The sequence below is a fragment of the Ekhidna sp. genome, from assembly GCF_039960695.1.
Classification (GTDB): Bacteria; Bacteroidota; Bacteroidia; order Cytophagales; family Cyclobacteriaceae; genus Ekhidna.
This window is the reverse complement of the sequence record NZ_JBDVKP010000006.1, coordinates 47164-71243: the sequence shown is the minus strand read 5'-3', so window position 1 is coordinate 71243 and position 24080 is coordinate 47164. Positions and strand designations below refer to the sequence as shown.

The 24080-nt window shown below is 38.2% G+C and carries 17 protein-coding genes; 8 read left to right on the top strand and 9 right to left on the bottom strand.

The features are described 5' to 3' along the window. Positions 1-9: 9 nt before the first annotated feature. The 4 genes from ABJG98_RS04125 to ABJG98_RS04110 all read right to left on the bottom strand — a co-directional run bounded on the left by ABJG98_RS04125 (position 10) and on the right by ABJG98_RS04110 (position 9175). The gene (locus tag ABJG98_RS04125) at positions 10-3237 is read right to left on the bottom strand and encodes a SusC/RagA family TonB-linked outer membrane protein (RefSeq protein ID WP_348278210.1); all 3228 of its coding nucleotides are present in this window, start codon (positions 3235-3237) and stop codon (positions 10-12) included. A 279-nt stretch (positions 3238-3516) separates the two neighbouring features. Continuing rightward, complete coding sequence (locus tag ABJG98_RS04120) at positions 3517-4578, bottom strand: hypothetical protein (RefSeq protein ID WP_348278209.1); 1062 nt, start codon at positions 4576-4578, stop codon at positions 3517-3519. A gap of 8 nt (positions 4579-4586) precedes the next feature. After that, on the bottom strand, positions 4587-6086 hold the full coding sequence (locus ABJG98_RS04115) for a hypothetical protein (protein ID WP_348278208.1): 1500 nt from the start codon (positions 6084-6086) through the stop codon (positions 4587-4589). Positions 6087-6091: 5 nt separating this feature from the next. Beyond that, the gene (locus ABJG98_RS04110) at positions 6092-9175 is read right to left on the bottom strand and encodes a SusC/RagA family TonB-linked outer membrane protein (RefSeq protein ID WP_348278207.1); all 3084 of its coding nucleotides are present in this window, start codon (positions 9173-9175) and stop codon (positions 6092-6094) included. A gap of 216 nt (positions 9176-9391) precedes the next feature. Here ABJG98_RS04110 and ABJG98_RS04105 point away from each other — a divergent pair, with 216 nt between their 5' ends. From ABJG98_RS04105 to ABJG98_RS04095, 3 genes are all read left to right on the top strand, one after another. Then, entirely contained in the window at positions 9392-10243 is an 852-nt protein-coding gene (locus ABJG98_RS04105) for a transketolase (RefSeq protein WP_348278206.1), read from the top strand. A 23-nt stretch (positions 10244-10266) separates the two neighbouring features. Continuing rightward, on the top strand, positions 10267-11223 hold the full coding sequence (locus ABJG98_RS04100) for a transketolase C-terminal domain-containing protein (RefSeq protein WP_348278205.1): 957 nt from the start codon (positions 10267-10269) through the stop codon (positions 11221-11223). Between the two features lie 69 nt (positions 11224-11292). Then, positions 11293-12477 carry an aspartate aminotransferase family protein gene (locus ABJG98_RS04095; protein WP_348278204.1) on the top strand — a complete coding sequence of 395 codons (1185 nt, stop codon included), beginning with the start codon at positions 11293-11295 and terminating at the stop codon, positions 12475-12477. A gap of 6 nt (positions 12478-12483) precedes the next feature. Here ABJG98_RS04095 and ABJG98_RS04090 read toward each other — a convergent pair whose 3' ends face one another. Then, positions 12484-13662: an aspartyl protease family protein gene (locus ABJG98_RS04090; protein ID WP_348278203.1), complete on the bottom strand. Its 1179-nt coding sequence runs from the start codon at positions 13660-13662 to the stop codon at positions 12484-12486. A gap of 83 nt (positions 13663-13745) precedes the next feature. Here ABJG98_RS04090 and ABJG98_RS04085 point away from each other — a divergent pair, with 83 nt between their 5' ends. Further along, on the top strand, positions 13746-14558 hold the full coding sequence (locus tag ABJG98_RS04085; protein ID WP_348278202.1) for a purine-nucleoside phosphorylase: 813 nt from the start codon (positions 13746-13748) through the stop codon (positions 14556-14558). Between the two features lie 85 nt (positions 14559-14643). On the opposite strand, the gene ABJG98_RS04080 is transcribed toward ABJG98_RS04085, so the two are convergent. Next, positions 14644-14868: a hypothetical protein gene (locus tag ABJG98_RS04080; protein ID WP_348278201.1), complete on the bottom strand. Its 225-nt coding sequence runs from the start codon at positions 14866-14868 to the stop codon at positions 14644-14646. A gap of 383 nt (positions 14869-15251) precedes the next feature. Further along, positions 15252-16448: an acyl-CoA dehydrogenase family protein gene (locus tag ABJG98_RS04075; protein ID WP_348278200.1), complete on the bottom strand. Its 1197-nt coding sequence runs from the start codon at positions 16446-16448 to the stop codon at positions 15252-15254. A 77-nt stretch (positions 16449-16525) separates the two neighbouring features. Here ABJG98_RS04075 and ABJG98_RS04070 point away from each other — a divergent pair, with 77 nt between their 5' ends. From ABJG98_RS04070 to ABJG98_RS04060, 3 genes are read left to right on the top strand one after another with little or no spacing between them, the layout of a single operon-like run. Further along, on the top strand, positions 16526-17485 hold the full coding sequence (locus ABJG98_RS04070) for a tryptophan 2,3-dioxygenase family protein (RefSeq protein WP_348278199.1): 960 nt from the start codon (positions 16526-16528) through the stop codon (positions 17483-17485). Next, on the top strand, positions 17478-19310 hold the full coding sequence (locus ABJG98_RS04065) for a membrane-binding protein (RefSeq protein ID WP_348278198.1): 1833 nt from the start codon (positions 17478-17480) through the stop codon (positions 19308-19310). Before ABJG98_RS04070 ends, ABJG98_RS04065 begins: the two co-directional genes overlap by 8 nt. Further along, positions 19307-19675 carry a CoA-binding protein gene (locus ABJG98_RS04060; RefSeq protein WP_348278197.1) on the top strand — a complete coding sequence of 123 codons (369 nt, stop codon included), beginning with the start codon at positions 19307-19309 and terminating at the stop codon, positions 19673-19675. Before ABJG98_RS04065 ends, ABJG98_RS04060 begins: the two co-directional genes overlap by 4 nt. On the opposite strand, the gene ABJG98_RS04055 is transcribed toward ABJG98_RS04060, so the two are convergent. Continuing rightward, positions 19672-20472 carry a DUF2490 domain-containing protein gene (locus tag ABJG98_RS04055; RefSeq protein WP_348278196.1) on the bottom strand — a complete coding sequence of 267 codons (801 nt, stop codon included), beginning with the start codon at positions 20470-20472 and terminating at the stop codon, positions 19672-19674. The two genes, ABJG98_RS04060 and ABJG98_RS04055, sit on opposite strands and share 4 nt — an antisense overlap. Positions 20473-20542: 70 nt before the next feature. Next, the gene (locus tag ABJG98_RS04050) at positions 20543-21937 is read right to left on the bottom strand and encodes a leucine-rich repeat domain-containing protein (protein ID WP_348278195.1); all 1395 of its coding nucleotides are present in this window, start codon (positions 21935-21937) and stop codon (positions 20543-20545) included. A 184-nt stretch (positions 21938-22121) separates the two neighbouring features. Between ABJG98_RS04050 and gyrB the strand changes: the two genes are divergently transcribed. Further along, positions 22122-24080: a DNA topoisomerase (ATP-hydrolyzing) subunit B gene (gene gyrB / locus ABJG98_RS04045; protein ID WP_348278194.1), complete on the top strand. Its 1959-nt coding sequence runs from the start codon at positions 22122-22124 to the stop codon at positions 24078-24080.

The following is a 24080-nucleotide window of genomic DNA, read 5'->3' as shown; positions in this document are numbered from 1 at the left end:
CTTTAGAAATTAAAAGTTAAGGTTAAGTCTTACAATGTAAGATCTTGAGCTCGCTTGGTTAAAATAATCTAACCCTTGAGCATTCCCTGTACCAACCAAACTAGTTTCAGGATCAACACCATCGTAAGGTGTGTCATACCATAGGTTTCTTCCGTAGAATCCTAATGACGCAGCGTCAAAGAATCCATTCAATATGTTTGATGTATCGAATCTGTAAGAAAGAGAAACCTCTCTTAATCTTATCCATGAAGTAGACTGAATAAACTGCTCATCAACACTACCAAATCCTCCTAGAGAGCTTGTCCAGTAATTCTGACCTCTAACGATAGGAATATCATTTGGCGTACCATCAGATTGTTTCACACCTGGTATTACAAATGGAGCTTCTTCTCTGGTATCAGCTGTAAGCTGAGATGTGCCAAAGAAAGTAAGTGCCCAGTTTGTTCCGTTCCACATCTCACCACCTTGTTTCCAATCTAGCAAGAACGAGAAATTAAATCGTTTGTAGTCTATACTATTCTTAAAACCAACCTGGAAATCCGGATTGCTATTTCCAATAGCTCTCAGTGATGGATCAGGAATTTGGAATCCATATTCTCCACTTGCTGGATCATCGTTAATAACGATTTCGCCATCAGGAATATTTAGTCCATCATCATTTGCTCCACCAGCTCCTTCTCGAAGGTAAGCACCTCCAAAAATTGCACCGTATTGGTTACCAGCTATCAAGAAAATACCCGTTCCGGTAAATCCACCTATCTGGAATCTTTCCAGTCCTGGAGCAAGTTCATCAACAACAGATTTGAATTTTGTGAAGTTGATACTAGTATTCCATCTCAAATCTCCTGAGTTAAGAATATCACCATCAAGTGTTAGCTCTATTCCGTCTGAAGTCATTGCTCCAGAGTTTAACCATACACTGGTGTATCCTGTTGATCTAGGCAATGAAGCTTGAAGAATAGCATCTTTTGTTTCTCTCTTGAAGTATGCTGCATCCAAACCAATTCTTCCATCAAGGAATCGTACGTCTAAACCTAATTCAACAGAAGTAGTTGATTCAGGAGTCAATTCTGGATTCCCTAGCGTTCCTGATAACTCGAATCCTGTTACACCACCAAGCGGGAATGGAATATTGTCACCCCAGCCATCTCCAACATTCGAAGAAACGAAAACAGAAGAAGTTGAATATGGGTTCGGCGGACCTGCACCCACTTGAGCCCATGAAGCTCTTACTTTACCAAAAGTTAAGAAATCAACATCCAATAATTCAGAAAATACAAATGAGGTACTAACTGATGGATAGATAAAACCAATATCACCTGCAGCAAAATCTTTACTTGGTGCACTTAGTCGAGAATCATAATCTTGTCTAGCTGTCAAAGTTAAGAATACTGTATTCGCATAATTTGCCTCAGCTGTTGCGAAAATACCCATTGTTCTGTAGCGATTAATAGTTCTTACATTAGTCACGTCAGAAGCATTAGCCATATTGACAAAGCCTTGAGAAGCTAGTGAATTACCAGTTGTTAATGAATTATCAAATCGGTAGTTAAATAGATTTACTCCCGCTGAGTAGTTAAACCCAATTTGATCAAACTGGCCACCACCTGAGATTTGCAAGTATGCATCTGTTTGGTTAACCGTATAATCGTCATGAATCACACGACCTCCTGGAGCAGTTCTTGAATTAATTTCGAATTCCTGCTTTCTCTCATCACTTGTAAAGTCAGTACCAACATTTAATGATACTTTGACCCACTGACTGAAATCATATGTAACCATCAAGTTACCAAAAACTCTATCTACATTTTCCAATCTTTGCGCAAGGTTAACTACCCAGAAAGGGTTGTCATAACCACCACCACCACGATAGTTTCTTTGTGATCCATCTTCAAAAATGTATGAAGAAGGCTGATCTACAGCTCCAGCTCCAAATCCATTTGAATTATCAAATGTTACTGGAGTTCTGAATAGACCAAGGTTGATACCTGAGGTATTCGAACCTTGCTGGATTCTAACATGATCAGATCTTGTATAGTTGATTGATCCTGAGAATCTTAGCTTATCAGTAGCTTGAAGATCTGAAGCTAACTTAAGAGTATTCCTGTCATACTTATTGTTAGGAATAATTCCTTCTTGAGTATGGTTTGAATAAGATAAACGGAAAGAAGCTGTCTCGCCTCCTCCAGCAATTGCAATTGAGTTGGTAAATGCTTTACCGGTCTGAAAGAAATCACCAGTATTATCATAACTGTTAACTGCTTGACCATTTGCGCTTGCATCCGTTGCACTTACAATTCTACCATTTTTGTCATATGGGTAACTTGAATCTCCATCGTAGCTTAGGGTCGACAGATGAGGTCCCCAAGATGTTGAGCTTCCAGTTTCCGGTGCATCGTAAGCACCTGACCATCCTTGAGCATATGTTGATTGTAGTTTCGGTAAAGTAGAAACACGATCAAATTGTACACTTGAAGTAAAACTCACATCAAGTGCTTGACCTTTGCTTCCCTTTTTTGTAGTAATTACAATTACTCCTGTAGATCCAGCTGTACCGTATAGAGCAGTTGCAGCAGCACCTTTAAGTACGTTCATTGATGCAATATCATCAGGGTTAAGGTCCATCAATCTATTAGATTGAGAAGTACCCGCTGTTTGAGCCTCACTTGAATAAGTTTCATTGTTTACTCGAACTCCATCTATTACTATAAGGGGCTGATTATCTCCAACCATGGACGTAACACCTCTAATAGTTACTCTAGATCCTCCTCCAGCTGTACCCGAAGAACGGATAACTTGTACCCCAGCAGCTTTACCACTTAAGGCATCAATTGGATTTTGAGCGGCAGCATCGGTAATAGCTTTACTATCAACACTCTGCACGCTATAACCCAAAGCTTTCTTTTCCCGTTCCACTCCAAAAGCAGTAACAACTACTTCTTGAAGTTCAGTGGCTCCAGACATAGAAAGATCGATTGTAGTTCTCGATCCTACTGATACCTCTTGAGTATTAAATCCAACATAGGAGAAAATAAGCGTAGCTCCTTCATCAACGGAGATACGATAGTTACCATCTAGATCTGTGGTAACACCTGTTGTTGTGCCTTTAATCACAACGTTCACACCCGGTAATCCCTCACCGGAATCATCGGTGACCTTACCGGACACTGTTCTCTGTGCCATCAGACATGTGACGGCAAAAAAGAACAAAGTAGTAAGTAGTAAAATCCTCTTCATACTTTACTTTGTTTTGTTAAAAAAATAGGTTACTAATCCATCAAAGTAAGTCAATTATCCCAACTTTAACAATAAGGTAACATTGTAATTGCGACGATTTTAATTGAAGTTATTGTTTTAACAACTATAATTTAATTTCATTGGTGGTTGGCTCTCATTAAGTCTATGCCTCTAACTCTGTACTTTTTCTTGTGCTTCTTTAAGATTCCACAAAAAAACCTGCAGACCACTCTGCAGGTTTCATATTTAACATTTCGAACTTATATCGTTATCAGAATTCTAATTTGGCAATTCGCCTTCCATCCTAAAAGGTAAACAATATCCATCTTCTACACTACATAGATTCCATTCAAGAATAAAAGTTCCTAAACATCCATCAACTAATCCAGACCCATCTATCGTATAAGTGTATGGAGCATCATTATATGTGGTATTCATATATACTTGCTCATCAATTGTCAAAATCAAGCCAAGCTCGTCGGCTTTAATTGTAACTGGATTTTGGACGTCTATCGTTTCCCCCCAAAAATCCACCATCCAGTTAACATTCAAATCGTTAGCAATAATTGAAGTTCCATCGAAATCAAATGAAGCAATACTGGAATAATCACCTCCAAAGTTACCCACAGAACCCTGTGAACCATAGCTCAAATCGTACTCGGTTGTTCCAAAAACAGTTCCATCTATCGCTTCAAGGCCATATGCACAATATGCAAGAATATTTATTTCAAAGGAGTACTCAGTTGCATCCCCTGTTGCGGTAGTTTCTACTACAGTCACTGTTGCTACATCGTCAGTTGCCTTCGCTGTAGTGGTTAAAACAGCTACTGTACTATCTGTACTACTCAACATTGCATTATCGGCACCTGAAATAGACCAGTTATAAGAAGAGCCACCAAACAAATTATCTAAACGTAAATATTGAGTGGTACCTGAATACATTTCCTCTGGACTGAAATCATTGCTGTATGGTACAACTACAATATCATAAGTAAACGTTTCATTTATCCCCCATGAAGTAGTTTCTCTGACTTCTACGGTAGCATTAACAGGATCTCCAGAATCAAAGTACTCAAATGTACCAGTACCAATAAAAGGATATGTATTATCGTTCACGAATGTAGCATTGTAACCAGTTATGAAGAATTCATAAGAAGATCCTTGTCGATTTTTGACAGAAAAATTAAAATTGGTACCCGCTACAACGGTGGTCTCACCAGAAACAACGTTGTATACACTATCAATTGAAGCAAAATCAACTGATTCAAATCCTGGATCATCTGGATCACAGGAAGTAAAAACTGTCACTAGGACAATTAATGGAAAAATATATTTTTTCATAATATTAATTAGTTATTAGTCCAAGAATTACTACCATCTGCAGTATTTACCCCATCCGCTTTAATTGGACTTCCGTACGTGTAAACTTCCTGTCCTAAAACTTCGAGTTCACGTGCAGGTACAGCCCAGTGAAGCGGTGTACCAATTTGAAGTAGGTCATGTCTTCTCATATAGGCCCAACCTATACCCATACCTGAATGGGCTAGCTCTATGCTGTACTCATAATGTAGTAGATGCTCTAGGCAGTCATCAGTACTACATAATTCATCCTCAAGACCACCAACTGTTGATCTAGGACCTGAGTTAATTAAGCCTAAGGCTGTTGAATTATCTCCAAGATACCATTCAGCTTCAGCACGTAGATATAACATCTCAGCTGCGTACATCAATGGAACCGGTGTATTTGCATATGACGCATTTCCTCTCAACTCGGGATATCTGTTATAGTTCATATTGCTAAACATCGACCTATTCCTTGAGGCATTTAGGAACCCAAAGTTCGTTGAGTAGAAATAGTACAAATCATACCTTGCATCATCAGTCTCCGGAGGATCCAATACTGTGGCATCTGAAGGATAATTCTTAGGCATATTTACTGGATCAAACAACCAAGCAATCTTTTGATCGGCAGGAATATATGTAGCATCAGAAGCTATAGGAGATTCAATAAATGATATGTTTTCTGCAGCGATAGCAGAGTTATCAGAAATAGGTATAAAACTTTCAGTAATTCCCTTTTCTGCATAATCAAGTATTGCTGCCCAATCTAAATTAGCTGCCTGTAAACTATTTCTAGCAGAAGATGCTGCATATCGAGCAGCGTAACTGTTACATAGCGCGATGAAATAATCTTTTGAATAGATATTGCCAAAAAAATCTAATTCAAACGAAGAAGCACCATTTGCCGCTTCGATAGCTCTATCAAAAGATGTAACTGCTGCATCAATAACTTCAGGGAAGTCTACAAGGACTAATTCTGTGGCAGGAACTTCCTCTAGAGCAGCGTAACCTCTGTCAAAGACCATACCTGTAGAACCTAGTGCTACCCCCCTTGTCATGTAAGCCCAAGCCAATAATTGCTGTGAAACATCATCTCCCGATTCATTGAGAATAATAGTTTCATCTTTTACAATTCGATTAATTACAAGATTTAAGTTAGCAACAGCAGTATTATTTAGTGTCCATGGCGTATCGAAAATATGATATTCTGGATATCCCGTACTATTTACCAATTCTCTTCGCGGCTGATCACAAACATGCCAAAATCCATAAGCATTATTGGTCGCAGTTAGAATGTCAGCCTGAAGTGCCATATGATTAGGACCAGAATTTGCAGTTTGTCCATAAAACACATCACCCATACCACCTGTAACTAAACTAATCAAGTCCGTACTACTCGCTAATGCTCTATCAGCATCCGGCGCATTAGTATTTTCAACATCAAGCTCCGCACATGACTGAGCGAAAACTAGAAGCGTTAACAAACATATTCTCTTTAAAATCTTCATATTGTTTAAAATTTAAGTTGAAGAGATGCGGTATAGGTTCTAAAGTTTGGATAAGAATATTCATCCATTCTGAAGTTTGTTGGATTATCCCCTAAACCAACCTCCGGATCCCAGCCAGAATAATTGGTGAATGTGAATAAATTACGCCCCGATACTGAAATCCTGGCACTTTTGATCACATTAGCAACCGAACCTAGTTGTTCAGAATTCAACAAATAGGATAAAGAAATTTCACGCACTTTTAAGAATGTGCCATCTTCTACAAAATGAGAGGTGGCCCCTTGACCATAGTATATATTGCTACTAGGCCCGCTGTAGTTTCTATGCTTACCTACAGATGCATACTCAACCTGATCTTGGTGTCTATAGTTAAAATAGAGTAGCTGCTTGGTATAATTATAGATATCAGCTCCGTACTGATAATCTAAAAGTATGTATAAAGAAAGTCCTTGATAAGTAAGTGTATTACCAAATCCCATTATGAAATCTGGGTTAGTATCACCAATTTGCTTATCAACGAATTGATCGTTCTCATCCATTGCAAACATTACATTTTCATTGGATGTGTTATAGAAAGCCTCTCTAACTACATATCCATCTTCATTCGTAACATATTGATCGATAGTAGCTCCTTGACCCGTAGCAATGTAATGGGGATCATTTAACACTATACCATCTTCATTTGTATTCAATTGATCTATGGATGTTACTATATCTCTACCGTAGATAGTACCATATGGTAGTCCTTCCTCAACTCTAAATACAGGAATCGCAGTATTAGTATTTCTTGTGAATGGAGCTACGCCATTCAAGGAACTAATAATAGTTTCATTAGTACTTAAGTTGAAGTTTGAATTCCAATTGAAATCATCTTTAGTCATAACATCACCTGAAAGCATAAACTCCCATGCTGTTGATTTAAGATTAGCAACATTTTGATATTGAAAAGCAAATCCAGATGTAGCAGATAGTGGAACCTGCAATATGTCATCTTCTACTCGAGAATCTGAGTAATTAAACTCGAACAAAAATCTATTCAAAAATGCTACATTAATCCCTAACTCTATTTCCTTAACAGTAGATGGTTGCAGGTCTGCATTTCCAAAGTTTCTTCCAACAATGCCAGACTGACTAACAGAGAATGTTTCGTATTGGGAGGACCATACAGAAGGTCTTTGACCAGATGTCCCTATAGATCCTCGAAGCTTTAATTCCTGAACACCTGGTACATCAAAGTCTTCAGTAAGTCTATATGCTAATGATCCTCTGTAATACCACTTGCTGCGAGCATCAGATCCAAACAAAGAAGAGCCATCTCTACGTACTAGTCCACTTGCAATGATTTTATCCTGATAATCTATATCCAAATTGATGAAATAGTTCTCCGCTGTTTGAGGTTGACTCGTATTAAACAGGCCGAAATTAGTTTGAGGAGCATTCTGAACGGTATTAACTCCGTTCGCGAGGAATTCCGACGAATTTATTTGCTCATAAGTATAAGTCCTGTCCTCAAAGAGGTATTTTAAAGTTAATGCGGTATTAAAATCGCCAAAATTCCGTTGTGCTATAATGGAGCCTGAGGCAATTTGAGTACCTATTCGTTCAGTGCCCATAGTGATAGTACCAAAATTCAATGAACCTGGCTCTCTGGTTTCAAAGCCTTTAGGAATGAAAGTTCTTGATCTCTCATTACTATTATCTACCGTAATTGCGCCATTTATGGTCAACCAGTCAAGTGGTTTATAACTAACGTCAACCCCTCCGATTATCCGATCTCTTTCTAATCCGAAATCAGCATTTTGCAAAAAATATAACGGGCTATATGAAAAATTTCCATCAAACCAAGTTGATCTTTCTGGTGCTGCTACATAATCGCCATTTTCATCCTTTTCAGTCAAATCAATATACTGAGGGAATGTAAGAGCGGCAAAAAACAAATTACTTGAACCTTGTCCCTGTTCTCTTACCGTGGGACCAGACGACTTTATATAATTAATAGTAGATTTTATTTCTACTTTTTCAATTGGAGAAAAATCCAAATTCAATTTGACTGAATTTCTGTTGAAATCTGGAGCTCCATCAAGAATTCCTTTTTGATTAAGGTTCTGATATGATAAATAATAATTAATATTTTCTGATCCTCCTCCTACAGAGGTAGATAAGTTCCTCCAAGGCTGAGGAGTAATTAAAGCTTTGACATTATCAAAGTTTAAATCTGCGGGGTATGGATTATCCATCAAACCATCTGGATCGGCAACATCCTCCGTGAGCTGTCCTCCCGAATTCAAAATGAAATCACCATTTCCGTCTAACATAAAGTAGTGTCTTTCAGCTATGGGATAATCTCTCGCTATTTGAGAAAATCCGTACTCTGCTCTTACATTTAATTCTGGCTCTTTGGCACCTCTTCCTCTTTTAGTAATGACTTGAACAACTCCATTGCCTGCCAGTGATCCATACAAAGAAGAAGCGGCTGCTCCTTTGACCACTTCAATAGATTCAACGTCATTCATATTAATATCAGCGAGGGATCCGTCGGTAATCACTCCATCAACTATAATTAATGGGCTCTGACTGCCCGCAAGATTTGTCGATCCTCTTAGTCGAATAGATGGAGCTGATGTTGGATTACCTGAAGGTTGAACTATTGTAATACCAGCAGTTTTTCCACGCAAAGCGTTGCCAGGATCAGTAGCTGGCACTCTCTGGAGCTGCTCTTCACTTACTTTAGCAACAGAAAATCCCAACTTCTTTGTGGAGGTGCCAATTGCAACACCAGTCACAACAACTTCCTGTAATTCCGTGACTCCACTCATAGAAATATCAATTGTAGTTCTTGAACCCACAGCCACCTCTTGTCCTTCAAATCCTACGTAGGAAAAAACAAGTGATGCTCCATCATCTACAGAGATTTGATAGTTACCATCTAGATCTGTGGTAACGCCAGTAGTTGTGCCCTTAATCACAACGTTTACGCCAGGTAGACCTTCACCGGAATCATCGGTGACCTTACCTGTTACTGTTCTTTGTGCTATCAATTGTGAAAAAGCAAAAAAGAACAAAGTAGTAAGTAGTAAAATCCTCTTCATACTTTACTTTTTATTGTTAAAAAAATATTTATTGATCGATAATGTTAGAGCAAGGCAGTGGACTAACCCATAGACCAATACCCGTAATGGATGTGAGTATACCATTTGTACACTCATAATGATTTCATTCGAGAATAGGTCCTTAAAGATCATTTTCAATGTTGTTCCATATATTCTCGTTGAAAACAATAGTTTTGCAGACCTAAATTTTGATCTATGACAAATCCTCCTAACCTAGAAAATCTTAAAAGAATTTGCTCTCAAGTGCGTCGTGACATTGTGCGAATGGTTCATGCTGTAAACTCCGGTCACCCTGGTGGATCCCTGGGTTGCACGGAGTATTTTGTAACTCTCTATAGTTACATTATGAAATATGATTCATCATTCAATATGGAAGGACAAGATGAGGATGTATTCTTTTTATCCAATGGTCATATTTCTCCTGTGTTTTATAGTGTTCTTGCGAGATCAGGCTTCTTTGAAGTGGCAGAACTTGCCACATTCAGGAAAATAGGATCCAGATTGCAAGGACACCCTGCAACTGAAGAAGGATTGCCAGGCGTTAGGATTGCTTCAGGTTCACTCGGACAAGGACTTTCGGCTGCTATAGGTGTGGCCTTATCAAAAAAACTTAACGGAGATGATAGAAATGTTTTCGTTTTGATGGGAGACGGAGAACAACAGGAAGGTCAAGTTTGGGAGGCTGCTATCTTTGCAGCTCATAATAAAGTTGATAACCTTATTGCAACCATTGACTACAATGGCCAACAGATTGATGGACCGATTTCTGAAGTCAATGATCTGGGTAATCTTAAAGCTAAATACGAATCTTTTGGATGGGTGGTCCTGGAATGTAATGGGAACAATATTGAAGAACTTATCCGGACACTTGAAGATGCTAAAAGCAAATCTGGTAAAGGCCAGCCAGTCATGGTATTAATGACTACTGAAATGGGTAAGGGTGTAGACTTTATGGAAGGCACGCACAAATGGCATGGCGTGGCTCCAAACGATGAGCAACTCGCGGATGCTCTTAGCCAGCTTGAAGAAACTTTAGGGGATTACTAACCAACCACATCAGTTTAATTAATATGAAAACTAAATTAACCTACACAGAAAAAAAGGACACAAGATCAGGGTTTGGTGACGGTCTGCTTGAGGTTGCAAAAAAGAACCCCAATGTTGTTGGATTATGTGCTGATTTGACCGGATCATTGAAAATGAACGCCTTTCAAAAGGAATTTCCTGAACGCTTTTTCCAAGTAGGGATTGCAGAAGCGAACATGATGGGAATTGCTGCCGGACTTGCTACAGGTGGTAAAATACCTTTCACTGGAACGTTTGCAAATTTTTCAACAAGTAGAGTTTATGATCAATTAAGGCAGTCAATAGCATATTCTGAAAAGAATGTGAAAGTATGTGCATCACACGCAGGTCTTACCCTTGGAGAAGACGGTGCTACCCATCAGGTTCTAGAAGACATTGGTATGACTAAAATGCTTCCTAATTTTACAGTTATTAATCCATGTGATTATCATCAAACAAAGGCAGCAACGATTGCAATAGCTGACTACCATGGCCCGGTTTATTTAAGATTTGGAAGACCGGGCTGGCCAATGTTTATGGAAAATCAGCCTTTTGAAATTGGAAAAGCCATTACCTTGATTGAAGGTAGTGATGTTTCCATTTTTGCTACAGGACACCTTGTATGGAAAGCAATTGAGGCCGAAGCTATACTCTCTGAACAAGGTATTTCAGCAGAAATAATCAATATTCATACCATAAAGCCGCTTGATGAAGATTCAATTCTAAAGTCAATAGCTAAAACAGGATGTGCAGTATCAGCAGAAGAGCATCAGGTTGCTGGAGGATTGGGCGAAAGTATTGCTCAGACAATTGTAAGGAACAATCTCGTACCGCAAGAATTCGTGGCTGTCAATAATCAATTTGGAGAAAGTGGCAAGCCGGAAGAACTTCTTGATAAGTATGGATTAGGTGTCAATGACATTGTGGAAAAAGCCAAGAGAGCCATACAGCGTAAAAGCTGACATTTATATAAATGTAAAAGGAAGCCGAGATAAATTGTCTCGGCTTTTTTTGTCTTGCATCTTTGCATCATGCCTTCACAAAGACAACTTTTCTTAAATCACTTAGCTCAAACATCCGACGCACCGCTTATGCTGGAAATGCTCTCCGCTAACGGTATTTATATGCAGGATGTGGATGGTAAGAACTACATAGATCTTATATCAGGAATTGGAGTTTCGAATGTAGGACATAGACATCCAAGAGTGATTGAAGCTATAAAAAGTCAGGTAGATAAGCATCTGCACATCATGGTTTATGGTGAGTTTATCCAAAGTCCACAAGTGAGATTAGCAGAAGCTCTTTCTAACACTCTTCCAAAGAGATTGAACTCGGTTTATCTCGTTAATTCTGGAAGTGAAGCAATTGAGGGAGCGATGAAGCTTGCCAAAAGATACACTGGAAGATCGAATATTTTATCTTGTTATGACGCTTATCATGGATCATCTCATGGTGCACTGTCTTTGACAGGATCTGAGTCTTTTAAGCGGAATTATCGTCCGTTACTTCCAGGTGTTTCCCATATAAAGTACGGAGATCGAGATCAACTAGAAGCCATCACTAACGAAACCGCAGCATTCATAGTTGAGACCATTCAGGGTGAGGCTGGAGTATGCCACGCAAATAATGCATACTGGAGTGCCGTTAGACAAAAATGTGATGAGACTGGTACTCTGCTTATTTTGGATGAAATACAATGTGGTTTTGGTAGAACTGGAAATTTTTGGGCTTTTGAACATTATAACATTATTCCTGATGTGGTGGTTAGTGCGAAAGGAATGGGTGGTGGAATGCCTATTGGTTGCTTCATATCCAATAAGGAGATCATGCAAGTATTTACTGAAAATCCGGTACTAGGTCACATTTCAACTTTTGGTGGGCACCCTGTTTCTTCAGCAGCTTCTCTTGCTACACTACAAACTATTCTAGATGAAAGGTTATTGAATGATATTAAGGAAAAAGAAAAGCTTTTTCACAAACTTCTAAAGCATCCAAAAATCAAAGAGGTCAGAAGCAAAGGCCTGATGATGGCTGTCGAATTTGAATCCTATGATACTCTAAAACCAATCATTGATAAAGCGATAGAGTTGGGTGTAGTTACTGACTGGTTTTTATTCAATGATAAATCGATGCGAATTGCTCCTCCCCTAATCATTACGGAAGATGAAATAAAAAAAGCCTGCAAGATTATCCTGCAGGCCATTGATAAAGCTTAATTGTGCTTAAATTAAGGCACTCAAATCCAATGTAAATGTCTTCTCTTCGCCCATTTGCCACAGTGTTAGTTCAACGTCTTCATTTACTTGTTCTAATAACTCTCTTAGCTCTGGCAGAGTATATTCACTAACCTCTTTCCCATTAACTTTTAATATTTCAGCATCCTTCTTTATTCCACCAACTTTGGCTGGGCTATCATTATATACACGATGTACCAACACCTTGTTCATATCTTCGCTCATCTGAAGATATAAACCACTTGCGTTGACTTTGAATGCATCTTCAAAATTTCTATTCTTAACAAAATAGATTGTTTCTCTTGAATAGTCGAATGTGATGTTAAATCTCTTCAAGACTTTGTTACCGATTATCCCTGCAACTTTCTTGTTGTTCTGAATACCATGTTTGGCAGAGCTAATTCCAATTGGCATTTTGCTAAAATCAAAAGTTCCGAATCCGAAATTCATTACTCGTCCTTCATAGTGCAACGTCTCCGTTTCGCCAAGACCAGCAACAGGATATGAAAAATGCTCTCCAGTACGATTAATGACATCTTCTTTTTTTGCAAACCTAGTATTGAAATCAAGTGTTGTGCCGGCACCAGTATTGATAAAAAAATCACCTTCAATCACTTCACCATCATTTAGAGTTACCTCTCCTTCTATATGAGGAATGTAATTATCCAGTTTGAACTCAAAGCTTTCGCCAAATCCATCATGGCCATAAGTACTTTGGGTGTAAAGTTCAAACATCTCATTCGTGTAATCCAGTCTTACTACATAGTGATGTAAAAGGTCGTAGCCTATTATTCCATCAATATTTCTTCCAATACTCATTTCTAAATGTCTGAGGCTTGTGGCATAGAGTTGAATGTCTTTCTCAAGCTGAATGCCATTAAGTTCTACAGTGTTATGATCAATCAATGCTCCTTTAATTGCTCCTTGAGCACTTGTTTTGGAGGAGGCGTGATTTAAATCCAGATTTAATTTTTTTGCTATATCCAAATCAATCACCGGTAATCCGTCTCCTGTATCGAAGATAAAATCAAGTGGTTCAGATCCATCAACACTTAAATGAATAAAAATATGATCTCCAAATAGCTCCATTTTCGTAGATGTAAGTGGAGCTTGAGAATGGCAGGCAAAACAAGCAATTAAAAAGAAGGCGATAAGAAATTTTTTCATTGTGATGGTTGTCTGTTTAATTTCAAGTCAATTTAGATATTTCTAAGAAATACAAGCTCAAAAAAAAGAATCCAAATATGCAAATGATAGAAAAAGTAAGTGCGGCGGTTAAATTCTTAAAAGAAAAAGGATTCGACAGTCCAGAAGTTGGAATTATCCTTGGAACGGGGCTAGGTGCACTTGCTGATGAAATTCAGATTGAACATGAATTTGTCTACTCTAACATCCCACATTTTCCCATTGCTACTGTGGAGTTTCATAAGGGAAGATTACTCTACGGAGTGCTTGAAGGAAAGAAGGTTGTGGCCATGCAAGGAAGGTTTCATTATTATGAAGGACATAACATGGGTCAGGTTGTATTCCCAGTAAGGGTGATGCAACATCTTGGTATTAAAAAACTCATAGTTTCGAATGCTGGCGGTTGCATGAATCTTGATTGGAAAAAAGGTGAGCTTATGCTTATAGAAGATCATATTAACCTTCAGCCTGAGAATCCATTAAGAGGTCGTGAAGCATCCGCTTTTGGTCAGATATTCACAGATATGAGTAATCCCTACGATGAAGAAATGAATAAAAAACTTCTCTCTATAGCTGCAGAAAGTGGAATAAAATTAAATAAGGGAGTATATGTCTCGGTTGAAGGTCCTAGTCTCGAAACTAAGGCTGAATATCGATTTTTAAGGATGATTGGAGCGGATGTTGTAGGAATGAGTACGGTCCCAGAAGTAATTGCGGCTAATCAAATGAATCTACCTGTTTCCGCCATCTCTGTACTTACAGATGAATGTGACCCTGACAATCTTTCTCCAGTGAATATTGAAGACATTATTTCTACTGCAAAAGCCGCGGAAAAAAACTTGGTTCTTTTAATTAGTCATCTCATAAGAGATATGTAAGAAGGAGTTGGCTTATTGAATGTGCATCTCAGCTTCTACACCGAAATAAACAAATCTTTAGCTATTAATCTATTGGTGCATTCCTTCACAGCTTAAGATCAGCAAGTTTCTTTTCTAGCTCATACAAATATGGATCCGCATCACTAATTGTTTCAGGGAAGGGCCAATATTCATCCAAATTCAATTCGGGCTCTACAATTTGCGCTTCCGTTAGCTGCCTCATCACTTCGCGCGATGACCGACTTACTGTTGCTTTATGACCAATAAAAAATAAGAGTATCGGTGTAAGCCAAACATACTTCAAGTTCATAGTTGTGGTGGTAATAAGTTAAGGCAAGGTAGCCACCACACATATGAAAATAAATACCCAAAAAATGGTATTTATATTATCACTTGATAATAAATTGCTGATAACGCTACCCACTTCTGGGTATTTTTAAAAACTTTCAAGGGTAACACCAATACCGTTTCACAGAAAGTGATTAATCTCGAACCATAGTTGGTTAAAACTTATAAGAGTTACCGAGGACTCTAGAAAAATCTATCCAAGGATAGTTGGTTGGTCCGATGCAAATCACGAAGATTAAGTATCGGGCCTTTTTTTTAGCCATAAGCTTGCACCAAATTATTCACGACTATCGAAAACAAAAAAACCACCATTGAAGGTGGTTTTGACTATTATCTATAAATAATTCATTTAAAGGCTGGTATTCCAGTTATCTCAGCTCCGAGAATCAGTAAATGAATATCATGCGTTCCTTCATAAGTCAATACAGATTCTAAATTCATCATATGCCGCATCATAGGGTATTCACCAGTAATTCCCATTCCACCATGAATTTGTCTCGCTTCCCTTGCAATATTCAGCGCAACTTCTACACTATTCCTTTTGGCCATCGATATTTGTGAAGTACTAGCTTTGCCCTCATCCATCATTTTACCAAGCTTCCAATTCAGCAATTGAGCTTTTGTGATTTCGGTTAACATCTCTGCCAATTTCTTCTGCACCAATTGAAATGATCCTATGGGCTTACCAAACTGTATTCTTTCTATTGAGTATCTTTTTGCCGAATCGTAACAATCCATTGCAGCCCCAATTGCACCCCAAGCAATACCAAACCTAGCCTTATCCAGACAACCCATCGGCGCACCAAGTCCATTTTTGCCTGGCAGCAAATTCTCTTTAGGTACTTTCACATCACTAAATACAAGCTCTCCAGTACAAGAAGCTCTTAAAGACCACTTTCCATGTGTTTCTGGGGTAGTAAAACCTTCCATGCCACGCTCAACTATTAAGCCATGAATCCTACCTTCTTCATTCTTTCCCCATACAACAGCAATATCCGCTTTCGGAGAATTGGAAATCCACATTTTGGCTCCATTCAAAAGATAATGATCCCCCATATCCTTGAAGTTGGTTTCCATACCACTTGGATTAGATCCGTGATTTGGCTCTGTTAGACCAAAACAGCCAAGCATTTCACCTGACGCAAGCTTTGGTAGGTACTTTTTTCTTTGCTTTTCTGAGCCATATGCATAAATTGGATACATCACCAGAGAACCCTGAACTGATGCAGTAGACCTCATTCCTGAATCACCGCGTTCAATCTCTTGCATAATCAACCCGTAAGAAATGTAATCCAATCCGCCACCCCCGTATTCCGAAGGTACCGTTGGCCCAAAAGCACCAACCTCTCCAAATTTTTTTACAATTTCTTCAGGGAAATGATTCTTTTCGGCCCATCCTTCCACAAATGGTGTAATTTCCTTTTTTACAAAATCTCTTACAGATGATCGTATAAGTTTATGTTCATCAGTAAGTAAATCATCCAACACATAAAAATCAGGTGATTCAAATTCGTCTACAAAGTTTCGCTTTTCTGCACTCATCAGATGGAGAGGTTTTTATATCTGTTGTTAAAATTTTGGCCAAATTTACAACCATATAATTCAACTAAAACACTACGATGGAGGAAAAGAAGATAGACGAAACCATACGTCAACAATTGACCAAATTGGGAGAGAAATATGAAGCTATGGGTCAGGACCTTTCCAGCTACTTGGATGGCCTCCTCTATTCAGATTACTTAACCTATTGGGATTATATCCATTTGGATACACTTCTTAGTCTCCAATCTCCTCGAACTGCAATTCCTGATGAGAAAATTTTTATCCTCTATCATCAAGTTACAGAGCTTTATTTCAGAATGATCCTAAATGAAATGGAACAATCTGTTTTTACTGATCCTGTGGGAGAAACCACATTTCTTAAAAGACTAAAAAGGATTAATCGCTATTTAGATCACCTCATAGATTCATTTGATGTGATGACAGACGGAATGGATCAAGACCAATTTCTTGCATTCAGAATGGCACTATTACCAGCTAGTGGATTTCAATCAGCACAGTATCGTAAACTTGAGATTTATTCCACAGACTTCAAAAACTTACTGAATCTTGAAAAAAGAGACGAATTAAAAAATGAAAGTGACATTTCAGTCCTTTATGAGTTTCTTTATTGGAAGACTGGAGCGACAGAATTAGCAACAGGAAAGAAAACACTGACACTCAGGCAATTCGAAGCAAAGTACGGTAAGGAATTTATCGAACTGGGCCAGCAAACCGCAGATTGCAATTTACTAAGCAAATACAAGGAGCATTATTTAGGTAATGAGGAGATTGTTACCGAAATGAAAAAACTAGATCTAAAAGCCAATGTAGATTGGCCACTTCAGCATCTTAAATCTGCAACCAGATATCTCCAAAGGGATCCTGATGTTATAAAGGCATCTGGAGGAACTAACTGGCAAAAATATCTGCCGCCAAGACGCCAACGAATTATCTTTTATCCAGAGTTATGGACGCAAGAAGAAATGAAGGAATGGGGTCAGAAATTCAAAAGAGCATTGGAAAGTCCTCATGCTTAAAATTGGCGCCTATATCGTCATTATAAGTCTGTCTGGACCCCTATTTTCGCAAATCAAACAAGGAAAGAATTTTTTCGATTCAGATAGTTCCAAAGTACGTGAGGTTTATCACTTCTCTATCAAAGATTCTACTCTTCAGGGAACATATGAGGCATTTTATTTTAATGGTTCGTTGAAAACCTATGGATGGTATGAAAAAAATAAACCCGATAGTGCGTGGCACTACTACTATGAAAATGGCCGCAAAAAGGCAGTTGGAAGATTTACCAAAGGTATCCCCAGAGGAATCTGGAAATATTACTACGAAAATGGCAATATCAAATCAGAAGGAAGGCTAAAAGGAAGTTCTAAAGAAGGACACTGGAAGTTTTACTATGAGAATGATGGTGAAAAAAGCAGTGGTGATTATGCAAAAAATCAGAAGAGTGGGATCTGGAACTATTTTTTCGAAGATGGATCCATCAAAGCACAGGCAATAATAAAAAATGGTAAGGGTCAGTACACTGAATTTTTCCCATCAGGTAATCGGAGAATGGAAGGTCGAAACATCAATGACAAGAGTGAAGGCGAATGGATCTACTATTACGAGTCTGGTGAAATAGAGGCAATAGGTGAGTTTAAAAATGGTTTAAGGAGTGGAGAATGGATTTACTATCACAAAAACGGTGAACGAGCAGCCTCAGGTATATATGTTGATGGCGATCGTCAAGGTGAATGGAAATACTATCATGAAAACGGTAAATTAAGTCAATCAGGAATAATTACAAATGATCAGAAAGATGGTTATTGGAAGCTCTTCTATCCTACTGGTGAAGTTTTAGGAGAAGTCCTTTTTGATGAAGGTGACGGTGAGTTTAATGAATACTATCCAAGTGGAAATCAGAAGTCTAAAGGTCACATTCTGAGCGGAAAAAAAACTGGGAAATGGTACTATTACAGCGATCAAGGGCATCTCGAAGGAGAAGCTGAATTAAATGATAATAAAGGCTATTACACCGGATATTATCCTGACGGCACCATTAAAATGAAAGGTCAAATAAAGGATGATAAACGTGTAGGCGAATGGACACTATATAATCCCGACGGAACTACGGCAGGCACCTACCATCCTATTTATGAGAATGAAAAGCCAATTTTTAAAACCAGAGTAACAAGTGATTTTGAAGAAAAAGAATCCCTTGATAAACCAACTTACCATCCCGAAAAAAGAGGATTACGGTATTTTTTGCCTAGAGTTAACGAGTATAAGGGTGTCATAATTGGAACTAATCCCATTTGGCTTCTCGATGATCAGTTACCCATTGCCATTGAGTATTACATCCAAGAACGCCTTGGCTATGAATTACAACTTGATCTTCTTAGATCACCCTTTTTTACACCCGACAGTGAAATTGGCGATTACAAGGTTTACCGAAGAGGAATGAAAGTACATTTTAGACAAAAATTTTATCATGCAGATTCGAAGTTAGGGATGTTCTATTTTGGTCATGAAGTAAACTTCAAGTACCTCAACAACCAGGTGAATCACACCGACACTCTTATCATTCAAGAGCCAAGAAGGTTTGGCAACTTGGTAGAAACCTCTTACGGATATGGGATTTTCATTGGCTCTCGATGGATGAAAGATGTTGGTACTTCAGGTTTTACCTTAGATGCTTTTGTTGGGGTTGGGGTTTCAGCTCGTTCTTTCAACAAACAATATGAAGCAATTCAAGTCTTAGACAATTATTTTGATCAGGAGATTAAATCCTCTGTTCATTTTCCGTTGATAATAGGTTTGAATATTGGATTTGCTACTACAAAAAGTAAAAGCAAGACTCAATGAGCAAGAAAACTGCGATTATAGGTGCTACACCTAATCGAAACAGATACGCGTATTTAGCGGCCAATAGATTGGTATCAAAGAATCATGAAATCGTACCTCTGGGAATAAAAAAAGGTGAAGTATTTGGTAAAGAGATTTTAGACCTTAGAAAGACGCCATCAATAGCTAATATAGATACAGTTACAATGTATATCGGCCCACAAAATCAAGGCGAATGGGAAGAATACATTCTTTCCCTGAATCCGAAACGAATTATTTTCAATCCTGGATCTGAGAACCCCTCTTTGGCAACAAAGGCTAAAGAAAACGGAATTGACGTACAGTTTGCTTGCACACTTGTTATGCTGGCAAATGACCTCTATTAATGAATAGGAATATCTCTCTCCTCCCTATGCCGATTTAGATGAAGATCCATGTGGTGATACAAACTCAATCTGAAAATATGACGTTTTTCATAATCAAAAGGGGATCCTTTATGTCTGAAAGTAAACATATATCCGCCTTGAATCTGAAATTGCTCATTTAAGTTATACCCTAATCCAGCGAACGTTCGATTATCTTCCAGATGGTTGTATACAATGGTTTTTCCAGCTTGAATAAAAATCTCATTGTAGAGAGAAAGAAACAATGTGTGATTTTCAAAAGCTGGTTTATTCAACGGAACGTAAACGGTCATCTTATATCTAAATCGATGGGTTAGCTTAAAGGAAGAACCTTTTTCGTAATCACGCTTCCACCGCTGTTCCACTCTCAGCTGATGATAAAGCTTAATGTGTTCAAATGGAGTTGCTAAGACTGCTTGTTGCCACAATCGATATTGTGGTACGATTTTGTCTACATTCGGATCTTCCTGATTAGGCGCCCAATAGAAAGGATGAACGAACCCTACGGTAACGTCTAAATATCTCATAACGGTATATGTAGCTCCAAATCGTAAATAGACTTGTGCCATGTCCTCGAATCCATTTCTTTTTCGGACATGATACTCACCGTAATATGCCCACTTATCATTGAAATGATATTTGGTATAAAATCCAAGCCATATACCGGTGCTGGAACTGATTTGCTTTTCAGCAGGAATCTGAGGAATACTTGTTTGAGCGTACATTTTGGCGGTATTGAAAAAAAGAATCAATACAAATAATCGTGATAGCTGATTCATCTGGAGGTCTTAATCTATCAAAATTGAACTTTTTCAAGTAATAAAATTCATTTTTCAAGATAAATATCTCTTAATCATCAAATAATTCAACAATAGAGATGCCAGGTACAACATTGGTTCCCTGATCCATTAGTTTCATCAATACCTGAGTCGTTTGCCTATTATCTGGATCTGCCAGATTAATTTCAAGGTTACGCCAATAGAAATTTTTAAGATGTAAATCAATAATACCCGATGGAATAGATTTAATATCTGTATCTGAAATATCCAGATCTACTAGGTTTTTCATTCCTAAAATTTGACTTGGAAATTCCGGTATGTAATTATGCTGAAAATGAAATGTTTTAAGTTTTTGTAACTCGCCTAATTTGAGTGGAATTTCACTCAGTCTATTGTGATGGATATACAGCTCTTCAAGATTTTCCAATTGATTAATCTCTCCTGGAATGTCGTACAGTCTGTTAAAGGAAAGATAAAGTATTTCTATATTCTTCAAATTGCCTATCTCAGGTGGAATTTTCTCAAATTGGTTGTAGTAAAAGTCAATAACTTTCAACATATCCAAATCAAAAAAATCATTCGGGAGAACTGCAAGTTGATTTTTATAAAATGACAATTTCTCAAGCTTTTCTAAAGCAGATATTCCATCTGGAATAGTTTGAAGATCATTCACTTGAATTTGGAGTTCTTTAAGTTCAATCATCCTGTAGATTGAAGGATGTAAATCACTAATGTGACATTTATTCAATTTTAAAATCTCAATGTGATCAAGTAAGCCATACCATCTTTTATCAATTTCAAGCGGATTTATTGATAAATCTAGTTCCTTTAAGTCTTTAAGTCTTCTTGCTCGCCATGTGGGGATTTTTTTAAACGAATTATCTTCCAAAACCAATTCTTCCAATCCTTTCAAACGATGAACCTTCGGTAGCTTTAAAAGATCATTTCCTGTCAAGTCAATTTTCTCTATACTATCTAATCTAGAAATTCTGACATTCGCATTTCCAAGATCGTTATGTCTCCAATAGATTCTACGAAGTTTACTCAACTCGTTTAGCCGATCGGGCAAAACGGAAATTCGATTGTTATCCAAAACCAGAATCTCAAGATTTTTAGCTTCAAATATCCAATCTGGAATTTCAACTAACCTGGCTCCACTAATATCTATTTCAACTAGCTCATTTAAGTTCTGAGACTGCCTATATTCCTCTATCCTTGCTGAAGCTGTGTGGAATTTTTGTTTCTCCTTTATTTGAGCAATTGAATCTGCAAACCCTTGAGGATCTTTCTCCCTTCTTCTCCGCATTTCTTCAATGAATTTAAGAGTTGCCTCATATCTCTTTCTTCTTTCCAGGACTACACTGTCCCCCTCATTCTGGTCCAAATGGTCATTTGTTTCCTGCGTGAAAACAACTAAGGAAATGGAAGTGAGAAATAGAAAACACAAGAGGGAAATTAGTCGCATTACAGGTTTGGTAATAGAGTGATTTTAAAGGTCTATTTTAACTATCAAAAATCTCGCCAAATCGATATAATTTAAGTACCTTTGTAGATTGAAAATGACATCATTTTAAACAACAGAGAGCAAATCAAAAAAATGCAAAAAAATAGCCATTTAAGCTCTTTTACCTGTTTTTTAATCACTGCACATGGAAGAAAATAAGCAAATGCAAAAAGGGGATTACTCTGCCAGTAATATCCAGGTTTTAGAAGGCCTTGAAGCTGTTAGGAAAAGACCTGCAATGTACATTGGAGACATTGGTCTAAAAGGCCTCCATCACATGGTTTGGGAAGTTGTCGATAACTCAATAGATGAGGCGCTAGCTGGTCATTGTGATACGATCACTGTAGAGATCAATACGGATGAGTCAATTACTGTAACTGACAATGGTCGGGGCATACCTACAGACATCCATAAGAAGGAGAATAGAAGTGCACTTGAGGTAGTAATGACAGTACTTCACGCAGGGGGTAAATTTGATAAAGACACATACAAAGTATCAGGAGGTCTTCACGGAGTTGGAGTATCGTGTGTAAATGCACTTTCGTCTCACCTAATCGCAACTGTACACCGAAATGGTAAAATTTTTCAGCAGGAGTATAAGATTGGAGTACCTCAGGCTCCAGTAAAAGAAATCGGCAAAACGGATATCAGTGGGACAGTAATTCATTTCCAACCGGACATGGATATCTTCAGTGCCAACAAATACAACTCTGAAACAATCGCCTCCAGATTAAGGGAATTATCTTTCCTTAATTCTGGAATCACCATTCATATGATCGACCATAGGGACCTAGATGATTCCGGTGAGCCACTAAAAGAGACTTTTTATTCAGAAGGTGGATTGGCTGAATTCGTTAGTTATCTGGACTCTACTAGAGAAAGCCTTATTCCTGACCCAGTCTATATTGAAAGTGAAAAAGGCCTTGTACCTGTAGAAGTTGCACTGAGCTACAATACTTCATATTCAGAGAATGTAGTTTCGTATGTAAACAACATCAATACCATTGAAGGTGGTACGCACGTGTCAGGATTCAGAAGAGCTCTAACACGAACTTTGAAGAGTTATGCAGACAAATCTGGACTTCTGGACAAAGTCAAAGTGGATATATCGGGTGATGATTTCCGTGAAGGACTTACGGCCGTGATTTCAGTAAAAGTAGCAGAACCTCAGTTTGAAGGTCAAACCAAAACTAAGCTTGGCAACTCCGATGTAATGGGTGCAGTAGATACTTGCGTAAGCGAAATTCTCAATGAATACCTAGAAGAGCATCCGAAGGAAGCAAAACAAATTGTATCCAAGGTAATTGTGGCTGCACAAGCACGGCATGCCGCTCGTAAAGCACGGGAAATGGTACAACGAAAGAATGTTCTTTCGGGAACAGGTCTGCCTGGTAAACTGGCTGACTGTTCAGATAAAGATCCTTCAGTATGCGAGCTATACTTGGTGGAGGGAGACTCTGCTGGTGGATCAGCCAAGCAAGGCAGAGATAGAAAGTTCCAAGCTATCCTACCCCTTAGAGGTAAGATTTTGAATGTAGAAAAAGCTCAGGAGCACAAAATATATGATAATGATGAGATCAAGAATATGATCACAGCACTTGGGGTTTCGTTTGGGACAGAGGAGGATGAGAAAGCCTTAAATATGGAAAAGCTTCGCTACCATAAGGTTATTATTATGACCGATGCTGATATCGATGGTAGCCACATTCGAACACTAATTCTTACATTTTTCTTTAGATATATGAGGGCACTTATTGAAAGTGGATACCTATATATTGCTTTACCCCCTCTATACTTAATTAAAAAAGGCAAGACCGAAAAGTATGCATGGTCGGAAGATGATAGAGCACGTGTGATAAAAGAAATTGCACCAGAAGGTAAAGAAGATACAGTCGGAGTTCAGAGATATAAAGGTCTAGGGGAAATGAATCCTGATCAGCTCTGGACAACCACTATGGATCCAGAGCATAGAAGCCTTAAGCAGGTGACGATAGAGTCAGCTGCAGAAGCAGATCATTTATTCTCAATGCTCATGGGTGACGAAGTAGCGCCACGAAGAGAATTCATCGAGAAGAATGCGAAATACGCCAAGGTTGACGTATAA

Bases quoted from the DNA above. Each gene is read 5' to 3' on its own strand.
- ABJG98_RS04125 (WP_348278210.1), bottom strand. From the start codon at position 3,237: ATGAAGAGGATTTTACTACTTACTACTTTGTTCTTTTTTGCCGTCACA.
- ABJG98_RS04120 (WP_348278209.1), bottom strand. From the start codon at position 4,578: ATGAAAAAATATATTTTTCCATTAATTGTCCTAGTGACAGTTTTTACT.
- ABJG98_RS04115 (WP_348278208.1), bottom strand. From the start codon at position 6,086: ATGAAGATTTTAAAGAGAATATGTTTGTTAACGCTTCTAGTTTTCGCT.
- ABJG98_RS04110 (WP_348278207.1), bottom strand. From the start codon at position 9,175: ATGAAGAGGATTTTACTACTTACTACTTTGTTCTTTTTTGCTTTTTCA.
- ABJG98_RS04105 (WP_348278206.1), top strand. From the start codon at position 9,392: ATGACAAATCCTCCTAACCTAGAAAATCTTAAAAGAATTTGCTCTCAA.
- ABJG98_RS04100 (WP_348278205.1), top strand. From the start codon at position 10,267: ATGAAAACTAAATTAACCTACACAGAAAAAAAGGACACAAGATCAGGG.
- ABJG98_RS04095 (WP_348278204.1), top strand. From the start codon at position 11,293: ATGCCTTCACAAAGACAACTTTTCTTAAATCACTTAGCTCAAACATCC.
- ABJG98_RS04090 (WP_348278203.1), bottom strand. From the start codon at position 13,662: ATGAAAAAATTTCTTATCGCCTTCTTTTTAATTGCTTGTTTTGCCTGC.
- ABJG98_RS04085 (WP_348278202.1), top strand. From the start codon at position 13,746: ATGATAGAAAAAGTAAGTGCGGCGGTTAAATTCTTAAAAGAAAAAGGA.
- ABJG98_RS04080 (WP_348278201.1), bottom strand. From the start codon at position 14,868: ATGAACTTGAAGTATGTTTGGCTTACACCGATACTCTTATTTTTTATT.
- ABJG98_RS04075 (WP_348278200.1), bottom strand. From the start codon at position 16,448: ATGAGTGCAGAAAAGCGAAACTTTGTAGACGAATTTGAATCACCTGAT.
- ABJG98_RS04070 (WP_348278199.1), top strand. From the start codon at position 16,526: ATGGAGGAAAAGAAGATAGACGAAACCATACGTCAACAATTGACCAAA.
- ABJG98_RS04065 (WP_348278198.1), top strand. From the start codon at position 17,478: ATGCTTAAAATTGGCGCCTATATCGTCATTATAAGTCTGTCTGGACCC.
- ABJG98_RS04060 (WP_348278197.1), top strand. From the start codon at position 19,307: ATGAGCAAGAAAACTGCGATTATAGGTGCTACACCTAATCGAAACAGA.
- ABJG98_RS04055 (WP_348278196.1), bottom strand. From the start codon at position 20,472: ATGAATCAGCTATCACGATTATTTGTATTGATTCTTTTTTTCAATACC.
- ABJG98_RS04050 (WP_348278195.1), bottom strand. From the start codon at position 21,937: ATGCGACTAATTTCCCTCTTGTGTTTTCTATTTCTCACTTCCATTTCC.
- gyrB (WP_348278194.1), top strand. From the start codon at position 22,122: ATGGAAGAAAATAAGCAAATGCAAAAAGGGGATTACTCTGCCAGTAAT.